This is a genomic window from Weissella muntiaci, assembly GCF_008107635.1.
GTDB lineage: Bacteria > Bacillota > Bacilli > Lactobacillales > Lactobacillaceae > Weissella > Weissella muntiaci.
This window is the reverse complement of record NZ_SDGZ01000005.1, coordinates 1-18,092: the sequence shown is the minus strand read 5'-3', so window position 1 is coordinate 18,092 and position 18,092 is coordinate 1. Positions and strand designations below refer to the sequence as shown.

22 protein-coding genes are annotated in these 18,092 nt (G+C 40.2%); all 22 read left to right on the top strand.

The features are described 5' to 3' along the window. Positions 1 to 838 (top strand): terminase TerL endonuclease subunit (locus ESZ50_RS01595; protein WP_246111490.1); only part of this gene is annotated, 838 nt, incomplete at its 5' end. Between the two features lie 16 nt (positions 839 to 854). Continuing rightward, positions 855 to 1,019, top strand: coding sequence for a hypothetical protein (locus ESZ50_RS11580; RefSeq protein ID WP_187387513.1), 165 nt, complete (start codon positions 855 to 857; stop codon positions 1,017 to 1,019). Then, the gene (locus ESZ50_RS01590) at positions 1,016 to 2,098 is read left to right on the top strand and encodes a phage portal protein (RefSeq protein ID WP_148621854.1); all 1,083 of its coding nucleotides are present in this window, start codon (positions 1,016 to 1,018) and stop codon (positions 2,096 to 2,098) included. The genes ESZ50_RS11580 and ESZ50_RS01590 overlap by 4 nt, the downstream gene beginning before the upstream one ends. Further along, a complete protein-coding gene (locus ESZ50_RS01585) occupies positions 2,099 to 2,665 on the top strand; it encodes an HK97 family phage prohead protease (RefSeq protein ID WP_148621853.1) in 567 nt (188 codons plus the stop codon). Positions 2,666 to 2,710: 45 nt separating this feature from the next. Beyond that, on the top strand, positions 2,711 to 3,934 hold the full coding sequence (locus ESZ50_RS01580) for a phage major capsid protein (protein ID WP_148621852.1): 1,224 nt from the start codon (positions 2,711 to 2,713) through the stop codon (positions 3,932 to 3,934). A gap of 14 nt (positions 3,935 to 3,948) precedes the next feature. Beyond that, positions 3,949 to 4,269 carry a head-tail connector protein gene (locus ESZ50_RS01575; RefSeq protein WP_148621851.1) on the top strand — a complete coding sequence of 107 codons (321 nt, stop codon included), beginning with the start codon at positions 3,949 to 3,951 and terminating at the stop codon, positions 4,267 to 4,269. Next, positions 4,256 to 4,585, top strand: a complete 330-nt coding sequence (locus ESZ50_RS01570) for a phage head closure protein (RefSeq protein WP_148621850.1) — start codon at positions 4,256 to 4,258, stop codon at positions 4,583 to 4,585. Before ESZ50_RS01575 ends, ESZ50_RS01570 begins: the two co-directional genes overlap by 14 nt. Before the next feature lies 1 nt (position 4,586). Further along, positions 4,587 to 5,069, top strand: coding sequence for an HK97 gp10 family phage protein (locus tag ESZ50_RS01565; protein WP_148621849.1), 483 nt, complete (start codon positions 4,587 to 4,589; stop codon positions 5,067 to 5,069). Further along, complete coding sequence (locus ESZ50_RS01560) at positions 5,069 to 5,458, top strand: DUF806 family protein (RefSeq protein ID WP_148621848.1); 390 nt, start codon at positions 5,069 to 5,071, stop codon at positions 5,456 to 5,458. Before ESZ50_RS01565 ends, ESZ50_RS01560 begins: the two co-directional genes overlap by 1 nt. Positions 5,459 to 5,505: 47 nt before the next feature. Next, positions 5,506 to 6,123, top strand: a complete 618-nt coding sequence (locus ESZ50_RS01555; RefSeq protein WP_148621847.1) for a phage tail protein — start codon at positions 5,506 to 5,508, stop codon at positions 6,121 to 6,123. 95 nt (positions 6,124 to 6,218) lie between these two features. Beyond that, the gene (locus ESZ50_RS01550) at positions 6,219 to 6,596 is read left to right on the top strand and encodes a phage tail tube assembly chaperone (RefSeq protein WP_148621846.1); all 378 of its coding nucleotides are present in this window, start codon (positions 6,219 to 6,221) and stop codon (positions 6,594 to 6,596) included. 50 nt (positions 6,597 to 6,646) lie between these two features. Then, positions 6,647 to 6,784: a hypothetical protein gene (locus ESZ50_RS11575; RefSeq protein ID WP_187387512.1), complete on the top strand. Its 138-nt coding sequence runs from the start codon at positions 6,647 to 6,649 to the stop codon at positions 6,782 to 6,784. 16 nt (positions 6,785 to 6,800) lie between these two features. Further along, on the top strand, positions 6,801 to 11,060 hold the full coding sequence (locus ESZ50_RS01545) for a tape measure protein (RefSeq protein WP_148621845.1): 4,260 nt from the start codon (positions 6,801 to 6,803) through the stop codon (positions 11,058 to 11,060). Positions 11,061 to 11,075: 15 nt separating this feature from the next. Next, on the top strand, positions 11,076 to 11,903 hold the full coding sequence (locus ESZ50_RS01540) for a phage tail domain-containing protein (RefSeq protein ID WP_148621844.1): 828 nt from the start codon (positions 11,076 to 11,078) through the stop codon (positions 11,901 to 11,903). Next, positions 11,904 to 12,980 (top strand): phage tail protein, encoded by a 1,077-nt coding sequence (locus tag ESZ50_RS01535; RefSeq protein WP_148621843.1) that lies wholly within the window; start codon positions 11,904 to 11,906, stop codon positions 12,978 to 12,980. A gap of 3 nt (positions 12,981 to 12,983) precedes the next feature. Continuing rightward, the gene (locus tag ESZ50_RS01530; protein WP_148621842.1) at positions 12,984 to 13,220 is read left to right on the top strand and encodes a hypothetical protein; all 237 of its coding nucleotides are present in this window, start codon (positions 12,984 to 12,986) and stop codon (positions 13,218 to 13,220) included. Beyond that, a complete protein-coding gene (locus tag ESZ50_RS01525) occupies positions 13,177 to 13,572 on the top strand; it encodes a hypothetical protein (protein ID WP_222860782.1) in 396 nt (131 codons plus the stop codon). Before ESZ50_RS01530 ends, ESZ50_RS01525 begins: the two co-directional genes overlap by 44 nt. 1 nt (position 13,573) lies before the next feature. After that, entirely contained in the window at positions 13,574 to 15,049 is a 1,476-nt protein-coding gene (locus ESZ50_RS01520) for a BppU family phage baseplate upper protein (protein WP_148621840.1), read from the top strand. Positions 15,050 to 15,062: 13 nt separating this feature from the next. Next, positions 15,063 to 16,487, top strand: a complete 1,425-nt coding sequence (locus ESZ50_RS01515) for a collagen-like domain-containing protein (protein WP_222860781.1) — start codon at positions 15,063 to 15,065, stop codon at positions 16,485 to 16,487. A 14-nt stretch (positions 16,488 to 16,501) separates the two neighbouring features. Beyond that, positions 16,502 to 16,729, top strand: a complete 228-nt coding sequence (locus ESZ50_RS01510) for a hypothetical protein (protein ID WP_148621838.1) — start codon at positions 16,502 to 16,504, stop codon at positions 16,727 to 16,729. After that, the gene (locus ESZ50_RS01505; RefSeq protein WP_148621837.1) at positions 16,722 to 16,943 is read left to right on the top strand and encodes a phage holin family protein; all 222 of its coding nucleotides are present in this window, start codon (positions 16,722 to 16,724) and stop codon (positions 16,941 to 16,943) included. The genes ESZ50_RS01510 and ESZ50_RS01505 overlap by 8 nt, the downstream gene beginning before the upstream one ends. Then, complete coding sequence (locus ESZ50_RS01500; protein WP_148621836.1) at positions 16,930 to 18,000, top strand: glycoside hydrolase family 25 protein; 1,071 nt, start codon at positions 16,930 to 16,932, stop codon at positions 17,998 to 18,000. Before ESZ50_RS01505 ends, ESZ50_RS01500 begins: the two co-directional genes overlap by 14 nt. Positions 18,001 to 18,092 lie beyond the last annotated feature (92 nt).

Below are 18,092 nucleotides of genomic sequence, written 5' to 3'. Positions count from 1 at the left end.
AGGTAAACTTTCGGAGTTCATTGTTAAGAATATGAACATGTGGCAAAACGCCAAGGATAATGCTTTCTTGCCTCTTGATATGATCCAAAAATCAATCGTTAAATCAGATGACTTTAAAATGTTTGGTAGAGACGTCTATATTGGATTTGATTTTTCACAAACAAATGATGATACTGCACTAGCATTTGTATTCCCTTATGTTGACGCCGATGGCGCACAGAAATTCCATTTGTATCAACATTCGTGGATTCCAATTGCTAAGGCCGGTTCGATTGAAGCCAAAGAACAACGGGACAACATTAATTATCGTGACGTTGAACAGAAGGGATTTGCAACGATTACCCGTGATCGCTTTGGTTTGATTGATGAAGATGAAGTATTTAATTGGATGCTTCAATTCATTGAAGAGAATGAGCTTCACGTTAAGGGGGTGCTTCATGATCAATGGGGCACAGGTAATTTTATTCGACGTCTGGATGAAATTAGAGATGAATACTTAATTATCCCGGTACGACAGGGAATTAAGTCATTGAATGAGCCGACTAAATTCTTGCAAACATCGTTTATTAAGCGAAACATTACGATGTTTGATGATCAAGCGATGCAACAAGCGTTGGTTAATGCTGTGGTTGTTTCAGATAATAATGGTATCAAGGTCGATAAAAATGTTAATTCGCAGAAGATTGATATTGTTGATGCCATTATAGATGCGCTATTTGAAGGTCAGTTCTACTTTACGGACTTTACCAACGTTGAAGAGAAGGCTACAAATTCGCCATTTGGCAATATGTCAGATGATGAGATTAGCGATCACTTTATGAGTAATTTTAGTTTTTAAGAAAGGAGGATAACTAATGGAAAAGATGTTTCCATACTTGCCGGCCATAATTTTATTGGTGGGCTTTTTGTTGATTTCAGTAGGCGCTTTTTGGATGGCAATTCCGGCGGGTTTTATTGTGTTAGGCGTATTGTTGGCAGTTTATTCGTTCTTAGTTATTCCGAAGGGTGATAAGGAATGAGTTTTAAAAATCCATTTGAGAATGTTAGGTCGTCCATTAGTGCGACTAGCCTTTCACCTTATATTGTTACCGGCGGATCAGTAGTTCCAAACTCTCTTATTAGTGCAGAGTTGGCTTTGCAGAATAGCGATTTGTTTTCAGTTACTAGTTTGATAAGTTCCGATATTGCTGGAACAAAGTTTGTTGGATCGTCTCCGTTTATTGAAGTATTGAATAGACCTAGCCGAATGACTAACGCATTTAGTTTCTGGCAAACAACGTTACTTAATTTACTTTTGAGCGGTAATGCTTTTCTGTTTATTAACAGGGACGCCGATGGGAACCCGATTGATTTACAGTTTGTTCCAAATACAGCAGTAACAATTGATTTAACTCAGGATGTTTTGACCTATGAAATTAATCGATTTGATGATTACGAGGGAGGTAAGTTCCCGGCTAGTGATATAATCCACGCAAAATACATGGCGTATGGTTCGGATAGTTTGCAAAGCATCATAGGCCATTCTCCGCTCGAATCGTTATCAACTGAACTGGAACAGCAAAAACAAGCAAACCGGCTATCGTTATCTACTCTTAAAAGTGCGCTTTATCCGACTAGCAAGATTACTATCCCGCAAGGTGTATTGAGTAAAGAAGCAAAGGATACAGTTAGAGATGAGTTCGAAAAAGCTAATTCGGGTGACAACGCAAGTCGTGTTATGGTTTTGGATCAGTCAGCGGACTTTTCGATGATTTCAATTAATGCCGATGTGGCTAAGTTCCTATCATCTGTGGATTGGGGGCGTACTCAAATCAGTAAGGCATTTGGCGTCCCAGATTCATACCTTAATGGAACGGGTGATGCACAATCATCGCTAGAAATGGCGACTCAAATGTATGTGAACGGTTTGAATAGGTACATTGAGCCATTGCTTTCTGAGCTAAATTACAAGTTAGGGGGTGGTGTTGAACTAGATATGATGAATATTGTTGATTATTCTGGAGCGACTTATAAGCAGAACATGATTGATTTTGTTGATAAGGCAGTTTTGACCCCAGAAGATGCACGAAGTAGATTGATAGAAAGGAAATTGATTTAATTGTCTGATGAAAAAAGAACAGTTGAGTTGACGGATATTGAAATTCGTAGTGCCCCAGCTGATGGATTTGTTGGCCAAGTTGCAGGATATGCAATTGTTTGGGACACACCTAGTACAAATTTACCGTTTGTTGAAATCATTCAAGATGGCGCGTTAAATAATGTTGATCTAAGCAAGACATTAGCTCTTTATAATCATGATTTTGCTAACGTTCTTGGCCGAGTAGATGCCGGGACTCTAGTATTGAACGTTGATAAAAAGGGATTGGCGTTTACTTTGGATATTCCAGATACTCAGCTGGGACGAGATGTGTATACCCAAATCAAGAACGGTAATCTTAAAGGATTGTCGTTCCGGTATTCTATTGGGCCAAACGGAGAGCAATGGAAAGAGATTGATGGCGTGGCAACACGGTTAATTAGTAATATTGAAACTATGCGAGAAATCAGTATAGTTTCGGTTCCAGCTTACGATGACACTAATATTGAAATTACTAGAAGTTTTGAACAATTTACTAAATCTCAGGAATACAAACAAAAGATTGCATTAGTGCTATCTACTTACTGACTTGGATAATTTGCCAAGTCTTTTTTATTGGAAAGGAAAAACCAAATGAATCGATTAGAAAAATTAACTAAGCAACTCGCCGAGAAGCAAGCCGAACTTAATACAAAGGTCGAGCAAGTGCGTTCGTCTGCAGATGATGAGAACACGCCAGTTTCAGATGTCAAAGATGGAATGGATCAAATTAAGAAGTTCGAGCAAGAAATTGCAGATTTGAAAGCTCAAATCGCTACCTTGCAAGGTGCTAAGGATTTGCCAGATTCCGAAACTGAATCAGATGACGAAGAGACTCGTGACGATGACGAGCAACTTAATAGTGCTGATGATGCAGGTATTAAGAAGGAAGAAGTTACACCAAAGAAGGAAGAGACTCGATCAGGTCTATTAGGAGGAAAGAATATGAAGTCAAACGTTGCAAGCTCAAAGGAAGTTGCCTCATTCGTAGCTTATTTGAAAGGTGAAGAAGTTCGTGACGGTGTTACTACGGTTGATGGAGCTGTAGTAATTCCAAAGCAAATTTTGGACATTCAAAAGGTTCCAACTGACGAAACAAAGTTGTCAGCTTATGTACGTCGTGAAGCTGTTACATCAGGAGTTGGGGTTTTGCCAGTTTTGGCAAAGAATACGGCACGGCTTGTTTCAGCAGCTGAACTTGCTGAAAATCCAGACATTGCTAAGTTTAGTCTTGGAGAAGTTGATTATAAAGCGGTCACATATCGTGGAGTAATGCCTGTATCAATGGAAACCTTGCAGGATGCTCCAGATATTGGCCCTGTGATTTCAGAGTATGTTGCGGAAGCTAAGTCATTGACAGAACAATACAAGATCGGAGAAGTTTTGCAAACAGGTACTCCGGTCAAGGTAGCTGGCGTTGACGATATTAAGGACGCTTTCAATAAAGGATTAGCTAACTACAACAAGATGTTTGTAACTACTGAGTCATTTTATGCAGAAGTAGACAAGATGAAGGATGCAGACGGACGTTACTTGTTGCAAGACTCTATCTCAACAGCATCAGGAAAGCAATTACTAGGTGCCCCTGTTCTAGTTGTAGCTGATGATGTACTTGGTAAGGATGGCGACATGAAAGCATTCGTCGGGGATGTAAAGGCATTCGTTATTGAGGCTTTGCGTTCTGACGTTGCTGTTGAATGGCAAGATGATGATATCTTCGGTAAGAAGTTGGCAGTTGCCTTGCGCGCTGACTGGAAGCAAGCTGACGGAAACGCCGGTAAGTTCTTGACATACACACCAGCAACAACAACTAAGTAATACAGGAGTAACTTATGGCCGAGGGACAAATAAACGTGTTGACTGCTAAGACTTTAATGGATGAACTCCACGTGGACGAGAGCCCGGAAGAATTAGCAACAATACAATCTTTGATTAATGACGCCAGTGTTATTATCCGGGGATCAATCCGGGATGATTTAAGCGAAGAAGATGTCCTTAAAACAGCGGGTGATTTGTTTAATAGGCTCATATCCGCACTGGCAACACAAATGTATTACGATAGGACTCTAACTACTGGTTATAGTGCTGGAGTTCAAATTATGCTGAACCAATTACGGGCCAAAGTGTTAGGAGGTCAAGATGAAACCATCTGATTTTAATCACAAGGCAGAGTTCGGAAAGATTGAGACAGTTAAGAACAATAATACTGGTTCGACATCTAAGAAGTTCGTTCCTGTATTCTCATTATGGTTTGCGCCTAAAACTCGATCGATTGCTTTACAATTACAGTTGCAAGGCACGGAGCAAGCAGATACAAGAGAGATAATTGTTAAACATAATAAAAATTTAAATGAAACTATGTTGGTTAAAATTGACGGAGAGCAATATGACATAGTTAATATTTCATCTGACGACACAAATCAAATTATTAGTTATGACTATGTGACTATAAAGCGAGTTAGTGGATGATATGGCCGAAGAAATGAGCTTTGAAGATATCCTGAATGCTTTTGTAAAAGAAGCTGAGGATGTAACTGTAAATATGAGTGTTGAGGATAAAGCCAAGATTACTAAAGCCGGGGCCGAGGTGTTTAAGTCGGAATTGGAAACAGTAACTAAGGATAAGCACTATCGAGAAAGACAGACGGGTAAAAATCCGCATCTTGCTGACAGTGTGATAGTTCAAAATACTAATATTGATGGTATGAAAAACGGATCATCCGTTGTCGGATGGGATAAAAAGAAAGCCTACGTGGGAAACTTTATCGAGAATGGTACTAAGTTCCCTATGTACACTAAAAACGGCCGTAAATACAAACACGGTGGAGAAGTAAATGTTGTTGGTGATCATTTTGTCAGGAATGTTCGCGAGTCTCCAGCTGTTCAGCAGAAGATGCTAGAGGCGGAAGCAAAGGCATACGGGCAAATTATCAAGGATAGAGGAGGCAATTAATGGATAGGCCTGTAGTATTGGCACAACAAACGATATTAAACGGTAAATTTCCGATTGATGAAGTCTATCTAGATGAGATCCCGGCGGAAATCTTGAAAAATGATGACCTTGCCAAGACGCAGGCATTGCTGAAGGAAGCAAGGAACGAGCCTAGCGGTTGGGGAAATGAAACATTTACAAGTTTAGATATCGCTGTTGATATTCAAATTTTTTATAGTTTGGATTTTGACGAAAATATGACGATGTTTGAAGTTAATTTGATGAAGGCATTCGAGCAAGATGGATGGCGCATATCTAATTCGCAACCACACTATTTAGATACCAGCTCATCTAGTGATATGCATCAAACAATCAAAAACATCACAGTATCAAAAAACATAACTCTTTAAGGATTGGCAAATAGTCAGTCCTTTTTATTTTGGAAAGGATTTTATTAATGGCACAAGTAGGATTAAAGCGTGTATTTTTGGCGTTGATTAATAAGGCAGATCAAACGATTTTAAAGGGAGATGATGGTTTATCAGAAGATGGGCTATTTGAAGTTACAACGGCAATGCTTGGTACTAAGACGGCAAACATTACCAACATCTCAACAAATGGAACGCCTGTTTACGGAAATAACTCGAAGGTTGACCAAACGCAAGCTAAAGGCGAGCCATCGGTTGCTCTAGATTTCAATAATCTACCATTTGAACCAAAGCAAAAGGCATTGGGACGTGTAAGTGATGGAAAAGGTGGTTACTTGCAAGAAGATCGGCCACAAGTAGCACTGTTGATTGAATCGCAAACATTGGATCGCAAGAACTCAATTTATTACGGTTTGGCAAATGGAGAGATGCAAGAAAACGCCGTCAATGTTCAAACAGACACGAATAATGAAGTACGTGCAGATGATGCTATTACATTTACTTCGTTCGGAGTCGCAAAGTGGAATGATGAGGCAATGAAGGTGTATTACTCTGGAGCCGATAAGTTTGATAAGCCAGCCATGATGGCAGATGTGTTCGGAGGTTACGCTGAGGCGACTACTACGCCCAGTGGAAGCGGAAACTAAGGTTAATACGGAAGTCTTACAGCCAAGACAATAATGGCTCAAATGGGGTGAGAAGCCCTTTTTTACATAACCCGCAATTATGAAAGGAATCAATTATGAATATTGTTGTTAAGCAACTACGCACAAAGCCATTTGAGGTTAAGAAGAGCACAAAGAATTTGAAGAAAACCTATCGTATGCAATTGGCAATGGCCACTATTCAAGATGTAGCCGATGATGAGAAGTCTGATGGGATCACAGTATTAAAGCGCCAAATGGAGTTGCAAGATACGATTATTGATTACACGGTTGATTTGCTTGGATTATCCGAAAAAGAAAAGGACAAGCTAGAAGAATTAGAGTTTGATGAAGCGGTTGATATTTCGATCTATATCTCTATGCGTGTAACAGGTATGACTGATAAGGAAATCGAGGAGTCTCGCGCGGAAGATGAAGAGGATGAGGGTTTAGACCAAGCCCAGCCGAGCAAGTAATTAGGTTTTATAACTTATTGCTTGAAATAAAATTATTCGAAAAAGATGCAATGGAAAACTTGCATTGGGATTTGAATACAGTAGATGAACAGGACTATGCCGAGCTTATCGAAGTCCTATCGGCAAATAAAGATGATCGTATGGTTTCGCCGGAAGAGATGGCTAAACAATGGGCGTCATTAAACTAGAGGAAAGGAGGAATATATGGCAGAAGAAAAAGTAGCCGGATTAATGGCCACGGGCGTTGGATTGAATGTTAATAGTGCTGTTGAGTCACTTGGTAAGTTGAAGTCTGCAGTTCAGGACTCAACTAATCAGTGGAAGCAAATGGAGTCGCAAGCCAAGCAATCTGGTGATACAGTAGGCGCAACTAAAGCAAAATTTGAGGGGTTAAGCGATACTGTCTCAAAACAAGAGCAAGTCTTGGCAAAGCTCAAACAAGAGCAGTCAGAAATTAATCGGAATACCGAGGCCGGGGAGCAAACTTATCAAAAGTACGCTAATCAAATCACACAGGCAGAGAGTAAACTTGCGTCTTTAAATACTCAAACTGAAAGAGCTCGCAAAGCTTATGAATACCAAGAGAGCGGATTGGCCAAGCTTAACGAAGAGGTTAAGCACTCGAATGATTTAACTGATGCTCGCGTGAAAAAGCTAGAAGCTGAGGGGAAAACAGAAGAGGCTAACAAAGCTAAAATTGATGGTCTTTCATCGGTTCAGGATAAGTACACTAAAATTTTAGAGATCCAGAAAAACGAACTCGAAAAGTTAGGCGAATCTGGAGATAAAAACTCAAAGGCTTATAAGCAACAAGAGTTGCGAGTCGAGCAGACCGGGGCAAAGATTGCTGAAACCACCAATAAAATCAAAACTTTAAATCGTACTGATATAAAGCCCGACGTTAGCGGTATCAGCAAGGCTAAGTCACAACTTGAAAATCTGAATGACGTACTTTCTAGCACGCATAGTCGCTTTAAAAGCGTTCTTATGGGTAATCTTGTTGCAAATGGGATTACTAGTGCACTGAGTGACATTAAGAGTAAATTCACTGGAGCATTGCAGGCTGGCGTTGAATACAACAAAGAGATGCAGTCGCTTTCTGTATCGATGGACAACTTTACAAACGGCGATGATAAGTTAAGCAAGGCTCTGATTGGAAATGTTAAGTCATTGAAGGAAGAATCAGGTTATGCAACCGATACTGTTTCACTGTTGACTAAAAAGACGTACGGACTAACCAAAAGTGCTGATGGCGCTAAAGAACTTTCTGATGCGTTTGTTAATTTAGGGCGAGCTACTGGACAATCTGATGAGTCTTTGCAAGGTATTATTAAAAAGTTTTCACAGGTAAACGCCTCTGGCGAGATTACAACTGGATCGCTAACCAAGATGGAGAAGTCCTTACCGGGATTTAATTCAGCGTTAGCAACTAGCATGGGAAAGAGTCGAGATGAGATCAACAAGTTAGCTTCTGATGGAAAGCTATCTATGGCTGATCTATCAAAGGCTATTCAAACCATGTCAGATGCTAAACCTCATGGATTGGATAACTACTACACAACTCTCGATGGATTCAGTAGCCATTTAGAAGAGAAGTATAAAAGCTTATCTGGTAAGATAACAAGCGGTTTCTTTCAGTCCAATAATGACTTTTTGAAGAACATGTCTAAGTCATTGGACGGTGAGGAAGTAGAAAATGCTTTTAATCACGTTGGAGACTCAGCTAATAAGGCAGTAAATACTGTAGTTGATGCGTTTAGTAAGACTTTCAAAGGTACAAAGAATCCAATCGCAGATATAGCCAACAGTACGGCTGATCAAATTGAGAAGCTTGGTAATTTTGTGGCCACACATTCAAAGGACATCGAAAACTTTTTTAAAATGGTAAAGGATATTGGTGGAGCTGGATTTAAATTAATCGGCGATACTTTGAAAGTTGCTTTACCGTTTCTTGAAAAGGTCGGAGATTTCGCTTCAAAGCATCCAAAAGATGTTAAATTATTGGCAGAAACGTACTTAGGGCTTACCCTCGCCCTAAAAGGTACTTTGGGAGTATTGAAAGGTATTGATAAAGCTAAGAGTTTAGGAGCGTTCACAAAAGGGCTGTTTTTGAAAGTCGATACTGAAACGGGAGAGAAGAATCTAACAAAATTTGGTACATTTTTCTCTAAAATTGGTGGTGGAATAAAGAAATCAGCGAAATTTACCGCGAAGGTGATCACTACTGGTGCAACTAAGAGCTTTAATTTGCTGAAAACAGTTGGATCGGCAACTGGTAGAGGTTTGGGAAAGGCCCTAAGCGCTACAGCCAAAGTTGTAACCACGGGAGCAACAAAGAGTTTTACTGCTCTTAAAAAAGCCGGGTCATTGGCTGGTAAAGGCATTGCTAAATCATTGTCATTTACTGCAAAAGTTGCAACAACTGGAGCAGTTAAAGGCTTCGCATTGCTTAAAAAGGGTGCGAGTGGTGTAGCGAGTGGATTCGTTGCGTTGTCGAGTAAGATCAAAGCATTTAGTTTGGCACAGGCAACAGCCACGATTAAATCAAAGGCAATGACACTTGCGATGAAGGCTCAAACTCTAGCCCAGAAGGCTATGAATTTAGCAATGAAGGCAAATCCATTCGGAATAGCCTTGATTGCTATCACTGCGTTAATCGCTGGATTTGTGGCCTTATATAAGCACAGTAAAAAGTTCCGTGATTTCGTTAATGGAATAGCCAAAGCCGTTAAGGATTTCGGTAAAAATATTACGAAGGGCTTCTCTGATACATGGAAATCTGTAACCAAGGGACTCGATGGGTTTGGAAAAGGCTTTTCTAAGGGCTGGAGTTCATTCACAAGCGGGGCATCTAAGACTTGGGATAACTTTGGAAACTCGACTAAAAAGGCATGGAGCGCCACTACTGATCAGCTAGGTAAATCATCAAGTAAATACTACGATACAGAGAAAAAAGGTGTCAAAGTCTTTACCGATTTCTTTACTGGTAAGTGGGGTAATCTAGGTAAAGATTTAAAGGACGTTTGGAACTCCCTCTGGGAATTTTTGGAGTCTATCTTTGGTAAGAAAATCGGCAGTATCAAGAAAGGTATTGAAGATTTTGCTGGTAAGATTGGCGATATATTTAACGACATCAAGAAAAAGGTATCTGACACATGGCAAGGGTTATGGGACGGTATGAAGAATATCGTTAAGGATGGCCTTAATGTCGTGATTGATATCATTAATGCCGGTATCGGTGGGATTGATTCAATCATTCACACGTTCGGTGGTAAAGAAAATGCTATCGGTAAGATTGATAAGATCAAAAAGTTTGAAAACGGTACTAAGGGTGCACCAAAGGGACTAGCGATGGTCAATGATGCTCCCGGTGCAAATTATCAAGAGGCTATCATCGATAACTCTGGAGAAGCGCATGTTTTGGAAGGGCGCAACCGACTGGTTAATTTCAGTGGCGGTGAAACAGTCATTCCAGCTCATGCTATGCCTAAGTTTGCAAATGGTACTGACGATTGGTTAGGCGCCGTTGGAGATTGGTTCAAGGACAAGTGGGAAGGTTTAACGGAATTTATTAAGCATCCGCTGGATTCGCTTGGAAAAGTGATGAACAAAGCTATTAATGGCATGATTGGTAATCAAAATGAATTAGTAACTAAATTCACCCCAGCAATGGGAAATGGTTTAGTTGGCGGTATCGTTGATCCAATCAAGAAGATGTTTGAGTCGTTGAAAAAGAAGCATGACGATGACGGTGGAGGCAGTAAAGGCGCTCCAAGTGGCTCTGGGGTAAATCGTTGGCGTGATCAAGTTGTCGAGGCTCTGAAAGCTAACGGACTAAGCACAAGCGAAGATATGGTTAATAAAGTCTTGCGTCAAATCGCTACCGAGTCCGGTGGTAACGAAAAGGCTGTTCAAGGCGGTTATACGGATATCAATACCATCACGGGTGATCTGGCCAAAGGACTTATGCAGACGATTTCCGCAACATTTAATGCCTATAAGTTCCCCGGTCATGGAGATATCTTCAATGGGTATGATAACCTGTTGGCCGCATTGAAGTATGCAAAAAATCGTTATGGCAGTGATCTTTCATTTCTTGGCCAAGGACACGGGTATGAGTATGGCGGATTAGTTTCTCAACACGGCTTCTATGAAGTTGCAGAAAAGAACATGCCGGAAATGATTATTCCACTGTCTGCGGACAAGAAGAACCGAGCAAATCAATTGCTTTCTGAGGCGAATTATCATGTCAACGGAAATGATCAATCAACAAACTCATCAAATAAAACTGATGTTTCGGGTTTGGAAGCAGGCATTAATCAATTGATTGGACTAGTTGGCATGGTTTTGGGAGTTAATAAGGATCAGCTTAAAGCCTTGTCTAAGGGGAATGGGCTGTCAATGCCAGATTTATATAATCGAATGGCTAACGATAGTGCTATGAAAGGGTTCCAATCTATCTAATGAAGGGAGAAAGGTATGTATGGACATATCTATGTAATGCAGAATGGTCAGACTGAGTTTGATTTAAATGCGAGGTTGCCAAATGTTCACTTTCTGAACTTACAGAGTACAGCTCCGGCTATTACTCCCGATTGGTTGAATGTAGCCGGAAGCGATGGACAAAGGTTGCAGACAGTGAGTTTTGGGGCAACAACTATTACGATGAGTCTATTTATTTCTGCAAAGAACATGGCTGATTTCAGGGTGGTTAGATCGGAGCTTCAAAGTATCTTTTATAGTCGGAGCATAATCAGATTACGAAGCTCACACGAGCCGGGAAAGGTCTATTTTGTTATTGCAAATCCAGTGGATATTGTCCCGGTACAAAATAGTTCGCAAAGTTTGGTGGATTTAACTTTCATTAACCCAAGTGGTATGGCTCAATCATTGGTGCGCTCAGATGAGTTACCTGATGAATTGGATAAACTAGATTTTGGTATGAACATTCCTAGTGATAGACCACTAAATTATCATAGTAATCAAAACTCCTTTAGTATTTTTAACCCTAGTGATGTCGTGATTGATCCTTATCGGCAACATCATGATCTAATTACTACAATAAAGGGCTCAGGGAGCAACTTTACTATAAAAAATACAACAAACAACACGAGTATATCGGTAAACTCAGCTTTAAATACTGGCGATACATTTGTTTTAAATGGGGTAATTCCATATCTCAATAATTCGACAAACGTTGATACTGATTTTGGGCATATTGAGTTGGCCAAAGGAAATAACAACATTGAGATTACTGGCCTAAAAAATGTTGATATAACCTTTAGCTTTCCGTTTTTATACTTTTAAATGTTTGCTGAGAATACGGTTGTCATTCAATCGCACGACGGCCAGAAAAAACAAATATTGTCGGCGATTTTATGGGACACCTTTCAAAGGGTTTGGAGCAAAAACGAGCAGTATCAATTAGCGTTTACCGCCTATGACGATCGTTCTTTGGCGTATAATTTATTAACATCAGAGAATAGCGTTTTTTATGATGGTCAAGAGTACATCATTAAGCAAATCGTTGATGAGTTTAATGGTGGCCAACACACTATGCAGATTACAGCCACGCATGTATATTACCAACTATCTTCACGAGTTCAATCAAATATTAAAGTGGGCGACGTTACATTTAACCTTAATGATGCGTTGTCTTTTTTGTTTGATGGAGTGCAAGATTATAGTTTCCAAATTCACGGAAACTATAATGCTAATCAGACGCTCACTGATTTTGGTAACGTAACTGTTTCGGAAGGAATTTCAACCTTAAAAGATACCTTTGGAGTTTATGCTGTTATACCTGATAATCATACGGTTCATTTGTACGATGAAGGTCACTACACAACTGATACTAAGAACGTTTTTCGTTATCGGAATGATACTAGCGATATTCAGCTACAGTATGACAGCCAAAGCATTGTGAATCGAATTCAGGCAGTATCAACTGCAGAAACACCAGCGTTCAGTCCTTTTTATGTGGAAGATCAAGACTCTATTAATGCATGGGGAATTAGAGAGGGTATTCGTGTTGAGAGTGATACTATTACCGACGTTAATCAGATGCGGTCATTAGTGGCACAATCGTTTGTTTTGCAACCGACTATCTCGTTTGCCGTAACTACAGAGGAAAATCGAAAGGTTAAGCCCGGAGAGCTCTGGAGCGTACAAATATTAGATACCGGTTTTATAACAAAAGTAGAAGTTGTATCGATCACAGAAACGCCATTCGTTTCTACTGCGGTTCAAATTGAGCTGAACAATAGTCGGGCCAATTTTCTGGACAGTCAAAGATCTCAGGCGAAGATGATTAAGAATATTCAGGAAAAGCAAAATAACAACAATTCATTTGGTGGTTGGGTTGTCGGAACAGTAGAGGAGTAGTGTATGGCGAATAAAACATACATTGTACAAGTGCCAGATAATGATGGTAATCCAGCTTATGCGCTGAGTCATTGGAAAGGCATTAATGGAAAGCCGTTTGATGAAAATGATGCTTTGATTATTCTTAGTCCTGACGGTAATAAGTGGGCTCTGACTATTGATAATAAAGGCGTGTTAAAGGGGGTGCCGGTAGTTGATGACAATGGATCAGATGGCGAAGAAAATCAACGAGCTAAATAGTTCTACGTTGGATATGTATCAAGCTTTCTATAACTTGGCGATGATTAAGGCATTGCCAACATCAATAAGTGAAGTGATAGCCACAAAATATAACGATCAAGCGTTCCTAGATATCGGGAGCGCTATTTTATTACTCAAAAATGAGTTAAATCAATTGATTAGCACGTTTAATCTGTATCATTTGGTGGATATCGAGGGCAACAAGGCGTCAGGATTAAATTTCTGGTTGCCAAATAAGGTTGGCATTGAAGAACTTAGTGCTGAGTTTGAAGCTCAACTAAAGCAAATCGAAGATGCCGTTAATAAAATGAATGAAATTATGATCCTAAGCGGATTATTGGAAAGGAAGTAATATGGCAACAGCACAAACAGCAGGTAAGTTCGCCATTGTTAATACTCTGTTAAACATGACGGATGTTACCTTAATCGAGCAGTTGAACGGTCGCCAAGGAGACAATGGCCGTGAAGTGTTTTTCTGGCTAAAAAAAGGTGATATGCCTTTTGATATCTCAAACAAAGATATCAAGATAACAGTCAAGGATGCCTCAGGTAAGATTAAAGAGATTTCAACAGTTAAAGATGTTCTAAACGCACAAGCTGGACAGTTCTCTATGGTTATTCCGGCTGAGATGTACCAAGCATCAGGAGATATTGAGGAAGGATATATCAGTGTTTCTGATGAAACTGGAATGATGGTTTCTAGTATTCCAATTATGTTTAACGTACTTGGAAATAACGTCATTTTCACGTCTAATCCGTCAAGTGATTACATTGATGCAATTGAGAAGTTGATTCAAGAGTCCAAAGACAAGCTAACGAGCTTTGATCTAGCATTGTCAGCTCAGCAAAGCGCATATGATGCGTTAAAACTTTCTTTGTCTGCAATGGCCAAGGAAATTGAAGATAAACAGGTTGTTACTTTGAACGGTGACAATGTATTGACTGGAAACAATGTTTATTTAAATCCAATTGAAGGTAGTTTCAAAACACGTGAAGCAACGTTTGTTAGTTTTGATGATGTGGCATTGGATATGACCAAATATCCGGGTCTTTGGTTTATTAAGGACAAGACACTGACTAATGCGCCATTTGCAGGCTGGTATACAGTCGAAGTTATTACAGGGAGTTCAGCAACTACTGGCACAATCGTTGCTGATTATTATGCTGGTGGCCGTAAGATTACCGCCGTTAGCGATGGAAAGATCGTCGGTTGGCGTGATATTGGATTCGTAAGTAATTGGCGTCCAAATATGGATGTTTTAGCGGGCCAAAAGATTACCTTTAGAGATATGGGTGATTTTGGTACAGGTAAGCTAACCAATCCAACATTTATCGCAAAGAAAGATCACAATACCGGAAAGAGTTTCCCTAGTTCAGCCGATGCGAGCGAATTGTGGGAGCTTGCAAATCCTGAAAGTTACGAGTTTACGGCTGAAAGTACAGTATTCTATGGATTGAATGCTAGGTGGTATCGACATGGAAATATTGTATTGTTGGATATTGGTGGGACGTTTAACAAGGACGGAGTTAATCAAATTTCTGAAATGGTGCCGGTAGGCGATAAAATTCCATCATCTGCATTATACGTTGCAAACTACTTGCCCGGTACAACTCTAACAAGACAAGTTGCATTTACGTATTTTACATTCAATGATCATTCAGATTGGCATGCACATATTAAGCTCGCAACTAATGCATCAGATATTTATGTCTCTTCATGGTTAGGAAATTCTCAAATGGGTACGGCAGACAATGGGGATGCTGTAGCGTTAAATTACTACGCTGAACCGGCATCAATGACTTGGAATGCAGGAGTACCGAATATCTAGAAAGGAAACTTGTATGAGGGAAATTAAAACAATGTCTGACCTTGATAACAAGGTGAGCGATACGGCAACCAAGTTTCTATTTCGTCTGATATCTAGCGGTGTGAACCAACAACTTTCCGGCGATGAGGTTTCAGTAAGCATCGCGAATGATGGTTACTTATTTGATGTTAAGCCAAGAGTCATTGATGATTTAATTGAGCTTGATTTTACAGATGAAAACTTAACAAAGCTCGTCCCCGGACACTACAGTCTAGAAATTAATGTAAGCAAACCAGACGGAACTGTTGAAATCTATCCATCGTCAGGGTCTCTTGGATTTGAGGTATCTGCAAATTTAAAAGAAGTCGAAGGTAGTCTTATTCCAGAGGTTACCTTTGACTATGTTTTAAAAGCGATGGATGAGAAAATTCAGCAAGTTAAGGTGGGCCCACAAGGAATACAAGGTATTCAAGGTGAAACTGGACCAAGTGGAAAAGATGGTGAACAAGGGCCTCAGGGAGTTCAAGGTAAACAGGGAGAGCAAGGTGTACAAGGCATTCAAGGAGTTGCTGGAAAGGATTTCTCGATTGCTGAAACATTTCCTAGCTATTCAGCAATGAATGGAAAGGACTTAACCAAAGGCGACTTTGTGATTATCTCGTCTGATGTTGACGATCCACATAATGCAGAACTCTATCTGTGGAACGGTACTGAATTCACGCTTATTACTGATATGTCGGGGGCAACTGGAATTAAAGGCGACACTGGAGAACAGGGCCCGCAAGGAATTCAAGGTATACAGGGGGAACAAGGCGTTCAGGGCGTAAAAGGCGACGAAGGGCCACAAGGGCCGGCAGGAAAAGACGCAATTGGTACGATAGCTATCGTAGATTGGGCTCCAAACACGCAATATCTTGTTAATCAACTGGTACGTGTGCCTTCGCTAGGAAATCCAAGAACCGGGCAATTAAAGGGTGCAATATTTAGGTCAGTTGTAACGCAAACTTCTGACGCTCAATTTCCATCTGCAAACTCACTATCAGGAGTCGATGGTAAATGGGAGTTATTGAACAAGGATGCTTATTTGTATGACACAGGCGGAATTGCATTTCCTTATGGGCTGACAGTGAATCTAATCCGTAAAGGAAATATTGTATTCATTTACGGGGATAGTTCTTTCAAAAGCACTGTTCCGGATAATAGAAAGTTTGAGTTGGCACAAGAAAAGATGCCTTTAGGTTTGAGAGTTGAGCAATTCGGAGCATCAACTAGTGGGGTTTTAATTAAATTTACTGATGAGGACGGGACTGATGGAGTTGATTTCCAGATCAATCCAGATGGAACTATTCACACCACTAGCATTACGGGATTTCCAGCAAACAATTATGTGAGAGCTGTTGCAGGTTCTTATGGAACTGGAGATGCAATGATTTGGCCTGCGGGAGTACCGACAGCATAGAAAGGAGGAAGATATTGCCTAAAAGTTGGGATGAGTGGGCGGCATTTGTCACTGTAGTCGGTTTTGCATTAACAGCTCTCGGATATATACTGAACACTTTTGTGAAAAAGCCAATAGATCGAATTGGAATTAAAGTTGATAAATTAGACCACCAAACAGAAGTGCGATTAGATGACCACGAAAAACGTTTAAATAAAATTGAAGAATGGAAGGAACTTACAGAAGGAACTCAACATGAATAAAACTGAATTTGCATCAGTCGCCACTACTGTATTAACAGCGTTGGCGACTTTTTATTTGGCAATTACTAAGATTTGGAACTTGCCACTTGGTTCAGAGGTATCAAGCACAATTTATGCCATCGTTGCATTAATTGCTTCGGTATTAGGTGGTTCAACTATTGGAAAGATTTCAACCCGTAACAAAGATAAGGAGAGTACGAATGAACAAAATTAAGGCTTTAGCTGTAGCTGGTGCATTGGCCGTTTCGCTGGGTGGAGCAATGGCATTATCAAGTGCGCCGGCTCATGCCGATATTTATGGTACTGATGTAAGTAGCCATCAACAAAATTATCTAGCAAATAATTGGGACTTTGCGATTGTTAAAGCCACAGAAGGAACTGGATATATTAATCCGTTGATGTACAGCCAATCACTACAGACACAACAAAATGATAAGCATTTAGGATATTACCACTATCTACGCTCCGATTCCGATGTTATCGCACAAGCTCGCTACTTTGTAAGCTCATTGAGTGCCGAAGATATTGCGAACCCAAACGTTACTCTATGGCTAGATTTTGAAGAGAATCCGGTTGACGGCAACCACTTTACAGGAAACGAACCAAAGCAATTCATGGACGAAGTATATCGTCTGACTGGTAAGAAAGTCGGACTGTACACTAGTTATTTCTTTGCTACAGGTGCAAATGGTCGCTTTGATTGGTCAGATATTTCAGACCATCCTTTGTGGGTAGCATTTTATGCTTCCACAGGTAACTCTCAATTGACACCTGAAATTAAGGCATGGGCCGAAGATAAGATGTTGAATATCCCTTGGTGGGAAAAAGTTACTATGTATCAATATGGCGATGGAGACGGGTACGACTGGGACTATCTTTATGGTGATTGGTCTGATTTGACCGGTTCAACAGATAATAGCTCATCTACAGTTACACCAGCGCCACCAGTTTCGAATACAACTGATACTGTTTCGTTTAATGGCGTCTATGTAGTTGATAAGTGGCAAAGTTACGGCGCTAACTGGTATGCCCGTAACAATGATATGAGTATTCCTGTAGCTGATTACAACAACGATATGCCAGTTCAAAGCGTCACTCTAACAGATCGCTACGGTAATGCACTAGCTAATCAAGTAGCACAAGGAAACAATGGTGCTATGGAATACTTTACTTTGAATGATAACTACAAAGTGTTGAACCGTGTAGGAAGCTCAATTCAAATCGAGATGAATGGCGAATCAGTTTGGTTGAAGGTAGCCTATACGAAGTAGTAAAATTCAACTTGTATAAAAAGGAAAGGATAATCCTTTTTTTAATTTCATATTAAAGCCCCGCTAGGTAGTGATGTGAACCCCAAAAGTTG

Bases quoted from the DNA above. Each gene is read 5' to 3' on its own strand.
- ESZ50_RS11580 (WP_187387513.1), top strand. From the start codon at position 855: ATGGAAAAGATGTTTCCATACTTGCCGGCCATAATTTTATTGGTGGGC.
- ESZ50_RS01590 (WP_148621854.1), top strand. From the start codon at position 1,016: ATGAGTTTTAAAAATCCATTTGAGAATGTTAGGTCGTCCATTAGTGCG.
- ESZ50_RS01580 (WP_148621852.1), top strand. From the start codon at position 2,711: ATGAATCGATTAGAAAAATTAACTAAGCAACTCGCCGAGAAGCAAGCC.
- ESZ50_RS01575 (WP_148621851.1), top strand. From the start codon at position 3,949: ATGGCCGAGGGACAAATAAACGTGTTGACTGCTAAGACTTTAATGGAT.
- ESZ50_RS01570 (WP_148621850.1), top strand. From the start codon at position 4,256: ATGAAACCATCTGATTTTAATCACAAGGCAGAGTTCGGAAAGATTGAG.
- ESZ50_RS01565 (WP_148621849.1), top strand. From the start codon at position 4,587: ATGGCCGAAGAAATGAGCTTTGAAGATATCCTGAATGCTTTTGTAAAA.
- ESZ50_RS01560 (WP_148621848.1), top strand. From the start codon at position 5,069: ATGGATAGGCCTGTAGTATTGGCACAACAAACGATATTAAACGGTAAA.
- ESZ50_RS01555 (WP_148621847.1), top strand. From the start codon at position 5,506: ATGGCACAAGTAGGATTAAAGCGTGTATTTTTGGCGTTGATTAATAAG.
- ESZ50_RS01550 (WP_148621846.1), top strand. From the start codon at position 6,219: ATGAATATTGTTGTTAAGCAACTACGCACAAAGCCATTTGAGGTTAAG.
- ESZ50_RS11575 (WP_187387512.1), top strand. From the start codon at position 6,647: ATGGAAAACTTGCATTGGGATTTGAATACAGTAGATGAACAGGACTAT.
- ESZ50_RS01545 (WP_148621845.1), top strand. From the start codon at position 6,801: ATGGCAGAAGAAAAAGTAGCCGGATTAATGGCCACGGGCGTTGGATTG.
- ESZ50_RS01540 (WP_148621844.1), top strand. From the start codon at position 11,076: ATGTATGGACATATCTATGTAATGCAGAATGGTCAGACTGAGTTTGAT.
- ESZ50_RS01535 (WP_148621843.1), top strand. From the start codon at position 11,904: ATGTTTGCTGAGAATACGGTTGTCATTCAATCGCACGACGGCCAGAAA.
- ESZ50_RS01530 (WP_148621842.1), top strand. From the start codon at position 12,984: ATGGCGAATAAAACATACATTGTACAAGTGCCAGATAATGATGGTAAT.
- ESZ50_RS01525 (WP_222860782.1), top strand. From the start codon at position 13,177: ATGACAATGGATCAGATGGCGAAGAAAATCAACGAGCTAAATAGTTCT.
- ESZ50_RS01520 (WP_148621840.1), top strand. From the start codon at position 13,574: ATGGCAACAGCACAAACAGCAGGTAAGTTCGCCATTGTTAATACTCTG.
- ESZ50_RS01515 (WP_222860781.1), top strand. From the start codon at position 15,063: ATGAGGGAAATTAAAACAATGTCTGACCTTGATAACAAGGTGAGCGAT.
- ESZ50_RS01505 (WP_148621837.1), top strand. From the start codon at position 16,722: ATGAATAAAACTGAATTTGCATCAGTCGCCACTACTGTATTAACAGCG.
- ESZ50_RS01500 (WP_148621836.1), top strand. From the start codon at position 16,930: ATGAACAAAATTAAGGCTTTAGCTGTAGCTGGTGCATTGGCCGTTTCG.